Raw genomic sequence first — 7187 nt, forward strand, 5'->3', positions numbered from 1 at the left:
GGGAGCGTTTCGTTGAGCTATTGGCCTTTAGCTGCCAGCTACTAGCTTTTTCAGCACAAAGGCTAACAGCTAATAGCCAGAAGCTAATAGCTTACAAAAGGCTCCCCTCTCCCGGAGGGGAGGGGCCGGGGGTAGGGTGACACGCTAGTACAGCACGTCCTCGACCGGCTGCACGGGCTTGGGCACCTCCGTTTCGCCCAGCATCTGGCGCAGGTCGATTTCGATGCTGCGGCAGATGGCCGACATCGACACGTCGTTTTCCTGGTTTTCGAAGGGGTTTTCGCTGTTGTGGCCCACCTTTTCGATGGTGTGGAATACCCAGCTCACGAGCGTGGCGAAGGGCACCATCAGCCACACGTGGTAGGGGCCGAGCGCCACCCGGCTATCAAACTCCTCGACCAGGCCCAGCGGCAGCAACAGCGCGAACACCACCACGAAGACGTAGCTGAAAAACGCATACTGGCGCGGAAACGGCGTGTTTTTGATGCGCTCGCAGGCACCCTGGTGGTTGTTGAGCTCGCGCAGGGTTTCGGCCATCGACACTTCCCGGAACTCGGTCAGCATGCCATCGTAGCTGAGCTGGCGCATGTCGTTGCCCTGCGCGAGGATGAGCTGCGCGGGCGGGTTGTTGGTTTTGCCCAGCGCGTGGTCGGTAGGGTCGAGCAGGAAGGGCACCACGTCGGTTTGCCAGAGCTCGGCGGTTTGGCGGCGCAGGTGCAGGCGCAGGGCATTGACCCAGGCAATGTGCCGGTACACGAGCCGGCGGTGGGCGGCCAGCTCGGCGCTGTCGATGTGGAAGTTATCGTCGGGCGTCCGCACAAAGTCGATGACCCGGCCCGACCACGTGCGCGACGAGTTCACGACCGCGCCCCACAGCTGCCGCGCCTCCCAGAAGCGGGCGTAGGAGGCATTGCTCTTGAAGCCGATGTAGAAAGCCACCGCCGTGCCCAGCGTGGCCACCGGCTGCCACGGAATATCGAGCCAGTGAAAATCGAGCGGCCCGTACATAAAGCCAATCAGGCCGTCGTACACGGCAAACACCAGCAGGGGCCGCCAGCCGTATTTCCGCCAGATAAACGACGGGCGGAGGTTTTCTTCAATATGCATGTAGTAGAATGGGTAGGATACTTGCTCGTAGCGGGCCGCCGGCACCAAAGCCCGCAAGGTAACGTTTTGGATAACTACGCAGTTGCGGCGGCCACAGACACAAAATAAGCTACCTAAGCCACGCCGTGGGCGCAGGTATGCGGCCGCTTTTCGTTCTTTACGGTCTAATTCGCACAGCGCCACCACTTAGCTATTTTCATTTTTCCTTCATATGCGATTCCCGCTATTCATTTCCGCCTTCTTGCTGGCTGCCGCTACCCCTACCCTGGCCCAGAAACCCGCCAAGCTCAAGTATCCCACCGACGACAACAGCCGCGTGTACGACGCCGTGGAGCAGCCGGCCGTGCCCAAGGGCGGCCCGCAGGGCTACGCCGACTACCTGGCCAGCCATCAGAAATACCCCACCGCTGCCATGCAGGCCAAGCAGGAAGGCACCGTGATGGTGACGTTTGTGGTCGAAAAAAGTGGCGGCATCGGCGAGGTTGAGGTCAAGCAGCCCATCGCGCCGCTGCTCGACGCTGAGGCCATCCGCGTGATAAAAGCGGCCCCCAAGTGGACGCCCGCCCACCACAAAGGCAAGGTGGTGCGCCAGCGCGTGACCGTGCCCGTGAGCTTTGTGCTGGCCGAGGGCTCGGGCGAGGTAGTAGAAGTGCCCGCCGCCGGCAGCGCCAAGCCCGGCCAGCCGCTGCCGCCCGGCGCGGTGGCCGCCGCGCCCGGCACGAGTTCGGTTATCGGCACCACGGCCAGCGGGGCCAGCATCATCCGGCCCGAAAAGGGCGCGCAGCCGGTGGGCGGTACTACCGCCTTTTTCACCTGGATAGCCGACAACCTGAAGTACCCCGACCTGGCCCGCAAGCGCAAGATGCAGGGCAAGGTACTGGTCGAGTTTATGGTGCAGCCCGACGGCTCGCTCACCGACGTGCGGGTGCCCAAAAAGCACGGCTCGGGGCTCGATGAGGAAGCCATTCGCCTCATCAAGGCCGCGCCCAAGTGGGAGCCGGCCATGTACCAGGGCAAGCCGATAAAGCAAAAAATGGCGCTGCCGGTGCTGTTTCAGTTGTAGGGCTTCTGGCTGTTGGCAGGCAAGGCTACACCCGTCATGCTGAGCGGAGCGCAGCGCAGCCGAAGCATCTCTACCGCGCCGTTGCTGACGAAAAAGGTTAGTTCACCGATAGAGATGCTTCGACTGCGCTGCGCTCCGCTCAGCATGACGGGCGGGTGTGGCCTCTCCCCCGCCCCTACCCTGCCAGCTGCTGAAATAACTGCCGGGCTTCTTCGTCTGTTTAGAGAAGAAGCCCTTTTTCCTGCCCCATGTCTTACCTCGAAGTCGCTACCGTTCCCGTCGTTTCCAGCATCTGGCCGCACGAGCGGCGCTACCGCAATGCCATGCAGGCCATTGCGCAGGCGCTGTTTACGGCCCTCGACGATGAACTGCAGCCCTACGTGCAGGTGCTGGGGCTGCCAGCCGATAGTAGCCTGCCCATCGTGCAGGAGGTAGGCCCCGAGGGCACCGAGCTGCCCACCGAGCCGCTGGCCGACGTGGCCGAGCGCGGCCGCCAAATGATGCTGCTGGGCCAGATACCCATGCCCTCTACGCCGCTCGACGATACCATCGACCCCAACGACCTGCGCGAGCGCCTGGTGCGCAAGGGCGTGCGCCTGGCCCTGGAGCCGGTGCTGGCCGAGCTGGCAGAAGAAACCGACTATGAGTACTTCTGCACCTGGCCCATCTTGCTGAATGGCTACTTCGTGTGCACCATTCTGCGGTTGCAGCACAAGCCGCTGCGCGCCTACCCCGCCCTGCTGCCCGACCGGGCCTACACCGACGGCCGCCCCCTGCCCCACTCGCTGCTGGCCGCTGCGATGGCGCGCTTCAACGAAGAAACCGTGAAGGCCCTCAGCGAGCCCGAGCCCGGCGCGGGCCTGCTCTACCGCCCCCGCGACACCGAGGAGCTGCTGCGCGCCGCTGGCCGCAGCCTGCTCGATGCGCCCGCCGTGGCCGTGGGCTCGGCCGACTGGAGCAGCGGCGAGCGCCTCGACTGGGGCAGCAGCACCGGGCCGGGGGCCGAGCGGCTGTTTTACATCATCAATACCATTTCGAGCCTCCGCTATGAGGGGGCTGAGGGCGTGGGCTGCCTGCTGCTGGCCCGCCGCGGCCACCCTAACATCGAGGAGGTATTTGCCCTCACCTGCCCCGTCGACCTCACCGACTACCGGGCCGTGCGCAAGCTGCTCGAAATGACCACGCCCAGCATCCACCTGCTGGCCGATGCCGACAAGGTGTACGCCCTGGGCCGCCAGGTGGGCCAGTACGAGGCCGAGCGCGAAGACCTGTTTGCCTTCCACTTCCTCACCTACTACACCTGGGAGCTGAGCCACGCCGGCCACACCCTGGCCCGCTGCCGCTACGGCCTGCCCGGCCTGGCCCGCCCCCGCCTCAACCGCCTGGCCTTCAAGCGCGAGTACAAGCGCACCTTCGGCGTGCCCAAGGCCGAGCAGTTCGAGCGGCTGTGGCAGGTAGTGCTCGAAGCCAGCCACCAGGCCAAGGGCACGCTGCTCGTCATCAGCACCGAGGCACTGGCCGAGGCCGACCGCCTTAAGCTGCAATGCACGCTCATCGAGCCGGTGCTGCTCACGCCCACCATCACGCAGCTCGTCACGGCCATCGACGGGGCCGTGCTACTCGACCCGCAGGGCTACTGCTACTCCATCGGCGTGATACTGGATGGCAAAGCCAGCAGTGGCCACGGCAACAGCACCCGCGGCGCGCGCTACAACTCGGCCATCCGCTACGTCGAAAGCTCCGACTTCCCGACCCTGGTAGTGGTGGTGAGCGAAGACGGTATGGTGGACGTGATGACCAAGGAAAGCCTGGCCGAAAGCCGGGGGTAGTTGAGGCAACCCGGCCTGATGCAGGTCACAAGCAATGCAACTAGCTCAGTACAAATAGCCTATTCATGCTAAAGTCTCTAATCGCTATCGAAGACATTAGCGATGAACGTCTTTTCACTAAAGGCGCGGTATTCAGGAAAATGAACGAGGCAAACAACGCCAACGCCAATTTTCCTGCCTACTATGACTATATGTTAGTTCCTCATCCCGATGAGGAAGAAACCATGATGTTTGTCAACGTGACACTTGGCAGCATAAAAGCCGGCTACATCATTTCTTACGTCACTGCTGACCAGGTTATATATCACATTACCGGCAGGGAAATAAAGCGCTCACTTGGCATTGAACGGGTTTTCTACTGCGAATACTGAGACTTTAGCAGCAGAAAGTAGCATGGCTACTACCCCCTTCGCCTTAAACGACCACGTGACCCGAAACACGGCCACCACGTCGCCCGCCGCATCGCGGCCCGTACTGGTGCCTACCACTGTGCGGCCCTCACCGGTGGCGCGGCTGTCGGCCACGGCGGCGGCAATGGCCGCGCCATCGGGGCAGGTGAAGGTGATGAGGCCCACGGCTTTCTTGGTGAACTCGGCTTGCAGGCCTACCACCAGCATGGCCACCGGGCCGCCGCCCTGCGTGTGCAGCATGGCCTGAATACCGCTGGCCAGTTCGGCCGCCATCGCCAGCGCCGCGAAGTAGATGCTGCGGAAGGGGTTTTGGGTGAGATATTTATAGCGAATGGTGACGCTAGCGGCCTCGGGCGTAAGAGCCACGAGCCGCAGCCCGGCCAGCCACGCCAGCGGCAGCCGGCGCAGCAGGTACAGCCGCAGCTTCAACGGGTGCAGCACCTGGCGGCGGAAGGTTTCCTGGGCGGGGGACATGGCTTTTGAAGAAGTATTTCCCGCAGGGTTTCGCAGGGTGAGGCGCAGGGTTCCGCGGGGTGTAGAGACGCAATATTTTGCGTCTTACGTTAGGTCACGTAACCAGACGCAAGACGCAAAATATTGCGTCTCTACACCCACCGTCTACCCTACGGCGTAGTGCTACCGAAGGGCAGCACCATGCCTTCGCCCAGGAAGTAGCCGGGATGCGGCGGCTGGTTGTAGCCCACGTTTTCGCGGGCTACGCCGAGGCGGTAGGCGCGGTCCTGCATGAGGGTGGGCAGGCGGTGCGCGGTCGGTATGGTGGTGCTGAAGATGAGCAGGGCCGTATTGTCGGCGGTGCGCCACACTACCTCCTCGCGCCAGTCGCCGAGCAGGTCAGCCGTGAGGCAGGGCGTGGCCTTGGTGCCGTTGCAGGAGGCCGCGCCGAAGGCTTTGCCGTCGAGCAGCCGGGTGAGCTGGCCGGCCTGGTAGTCCCACTTCTCCACGCGGGTGTCGGTGAGCAATTCGCGCAGCAGGTCGCCGTCCCACCACAGGCCAAAGTTGACGGAGCGCGGCGCGGGGCCGATGCGCTCGCCCTGGCAGCTTAGCAGGCCCAGCTCGGCCACGTTGGTCCACAGCTCGGCGCCGGGGTGGCGCGGGTCGATGTCGGCGGCTAGGCCGCGGCCCACGTCCTGGCCGGGCAGCTCGATGAAGAGGATTTTGCCGGTGCCGGCGGCGTAGAGGGCCGCGCCGGGGCCGTTTTCGTAGCCGGCTACTTTCTCCTCGTTTTCATGCACGCCCCAGGCTTCCAGGCCGGGGCGGGCGGGGTCGAAGTCGCTCACGTGCAGGGCATCGCCGTGGCGCAGGCCGGTGCTGTAGAGGCCCTGGCCGTTGTCATCGACCACCATCGCGCCGTACACGATTTCGTCGCGGCCGTCGCCGTCCACGTCGTTCACGCTCAGGCCGTGGTTGCCCATGCCCGAGAAGGGGTTTTTGCCATCTTGCGAGTCAAAAACCCAGCGCGAGGTGAGCTGGCCGGCACGCCAGTCCCAGGCGGCGAGCACGGTGCGGCCGTAGTAGCCGCGGCACATCACGAGGCTAGGGTGTTGGCCATCGAGGTAGGCCACAGCGGCCAGAAAGCGGTCGGCGCGGTTGCCGTATTGGTCGTTGCCGCCATTGCCCCCGATGCCGCCCCAGCCGCCGAGGCTGCCGCGCGCGGGCTGGTAGGGCACGCTGGCCAGCGCCGCGCCGGTGCGCCCGCTGAACACCGTGAGAAACTCCGGCCCGGCCAGGATGCGGCCGTACTTGGCGTCGCGGGGGCCGGGCACGGGCAGGCCATCGGTGGGCGTGGCAAGGCTGCGGTAGTCTTTGGTGGCGTCGCCCAGGGTTCGGCCCTGGCCATCCACGGTGCCGTCGGCCGTTTTGCAGGCTACTTCGGCCTGGCCGTCGCCGTCGAGGTCGTAGGCCATAAACTGCATGTAGTGCGCCCCGGCCCGGATATTCCGGCCCAGGTCGATGCGCCAGAGCCGGGTGCCATCGAGCCGGTAGGCATCGAGCAGCACCGGGCCGGTGAGGCCGTTGGAGCCGTTGTCGCGGGCGTTGGTGGGCTCCCACTTCAGCACGATTTCGTACTGGCCGTCGCCGTCGAGGTCGGCGGCCGAGGCATCGTTGGCGGTGTAGGTGTAAGGGCTGGCCTCGGGGCCGATGCCCACGGTGCCGCCGGGCGGCGGCTGTAAGGGCACGCGCAGGTAGCCGTCGGCCCAAACTTTGCCTGTAGCCGAAGCTTCATACGTTGCGCCGCTACTGGGGGAAACGCCGCTTACGCGCACCACATAGTGTTTCCCCGCGCCTGACGCATCAACCCAGTTGGTACCGCCAGCAATCGGCTTACTATTCAGCTTGATAAATGCGTCAGACTCCAGAAAGCTATACACGTCGAAGGTCACGCCGGGCGGGTCGCTAGCCAGCAAGCGCCAGCTTATAAATACTTTACCATCGGGCTGGGCAATGGCGACCACGCCCCGGCCCAGGCGCTCGGGCTGGGCAATGGGGGCACCGACCGGGGCCGAACTACGGAGGCCGGCCAGTAGCGGCAGCCCGGCTGCTAGTAGAAACAGGGGAAAACGAGAGGGCATAATAGGCAGCTTATTTAATTAGCTCAGGACTTGCGCCCAGTCAAACCGGGCTATTTTTCCCGCAGGGTTCCGCAGAGCTTTTCTTTCTAATGAGAACCCTGCCAAACCCTGCGGTTTAACCCTGCGAAACTCTGCGGGAAACTTCATCAAACTAAGCCCCGAAGAAGCGGCTGGCCCCCGGGGAGCC

The 7187-nt window shown here is 64.2% G+C and carries 6 protein-coding genes; 3 read left to right on the forward strand and 3 right to left on the reverse strand.

Annotated elements, in window-relative coordinates:
* Nucleotides 1–144: 144 nt before the first annotated feature.
* A complete protein-coding gene (locus VFO93_RS08660; RefSeq protein ID WP_325133964.1) occupies nucleotides 145–1107 on the reverse strand; it encodes a bestrophin family protein in 963 nt (320 codons plus the stop codon).
* A gap of 211 nt (nucleotides 1108–1318) precedes the next feature.
* Here VFO93_RS08660 and VFO93_RS08665 point away from each other — a divergent pair, with 211 nt between their 5' ends.
* From VFO93_RS08665 to VFO93_RS08675, 3 genes are all read left to right on the forward strand, one after another.
* Nucleotides 1319–2170 (forward strand): energy transducer TonB, encoded by an 852-nt coding sequence (locus tag VFO93_RS08665; RefSeq protein ID WP_325133965.1) that lies wholly within the window; start codon nucleotides 1319–1321, stop codon nucleotides 2168–2170.
* 248 nt (nucleotides 2171–2418) lie between these two features.
* The gene (locus tag VFO93_RS08670) at nucleotides 2419–3999 is read left to right on the forward strand and encodes a diadenylate cyclase (RefSeq protein WP_325133966.1); all 1581 of its coding nucleotides are present in this window, start codon (nucleotides 2419–2421) and stop codon (nucleotides 3997–3999) included.
* Between the two features lie 65 nt (nucleotides 4000–4064).
* Nucleotides 4065–4370, forward strand: coding sequence for a hypothetical protein (locus VFO93_RS08675; protein ID WP_325133967.1), 306 nt, complete (start codon nucleotides 4065–4067; stop codon nucleotides 4368–4370).
* Here the strand turns inward: VFO93_RS08675 and VFO93_RS08680 are convergent.
* Nucleotides 4332–4883 carry a DUF4442 domain-containing protein gene (locus VFO93_RS08680; RefSeq protein WP_325133968.1) on the reverse strand — a complete coding sequence of 184 codons (552 nt, stop codon included), beginning with the start codon at nucleotides 4881–4883 and terminating at the stop codon, nucleotides 4332–4334. The genes VFO93_RS08675 and VFO93_RS08680 overlap by 39 nt on opposite strands.
* A 149-nt stretch (nucleotides 4884–5032) precedes the next feature.
* A complete protein-coding gene (locus VFO93_RS08685) occupies nucleotides 5033–7000 on the reverse strand; it encodes a rhamnogalacturonan lyase (RefSeq protein WP_325133969.1) in 1968 nt (655 codons plus the stop codon).
* Nucleotides 7001–7187 lie beyond the last annotated feature (187 nt).

It is taken from the genome of Hymenobacter sp. (genome assembly GCF_035709525.1).
GTDB lineage: Bacteria > Bacteroidota > Bacteroidia > Cytophagales > Hymenobacteraceae > Hymenobacter.

Excerpts from the sequence above, each read along its gene's own strand:
- VFO93_RS08670 (WP_325133966.1), top strand. The coding sequence starts at position 2,419 with ATGTCTTACCTCGAAGTCGCTACCGTTCCCGTCGTTTCCAGCATCTGG.
- VFO93_RS08660 (WP_325133964.1), bottom strand. The coding sequence starts at position 1,107 with ATGCATATTGAAGAAAACCTCCGCCCGTCGTTTATCTGGCGGAAATAC.
- VFO93_RS08665 (WP_325133965.1), top strand. The coding sequence starts at position 1,319 with ATGCGATTCCCGCTATTCATTTCCGCCTTCTTGCTGGCTGCCGCTACC.
- VFO93_RS08680 (WP_325133968.1), bottom strand. The coding sequence starts at position 4,883 with ATGTCCCCCGCCCAGGAAACCTTCCGCCGCCAGGTGCTGCACCCGTTG.
- VFO93_RS08675 (WP_325133967.1), top strand. The coding sequence starts at position 4,065 with ATGCTAAAGTCTCTAATCGCTATCGAAGACATTAGCGATGAACGTCTT.
- VFO93_RS08685 (WP_325133969.1), bottom strand. The coding sequence starts at position 7,000 with ATGCCCTCTCGTTTTCCCCTGTTTCTACTAGCAGCCGGGCTGCCGCTA.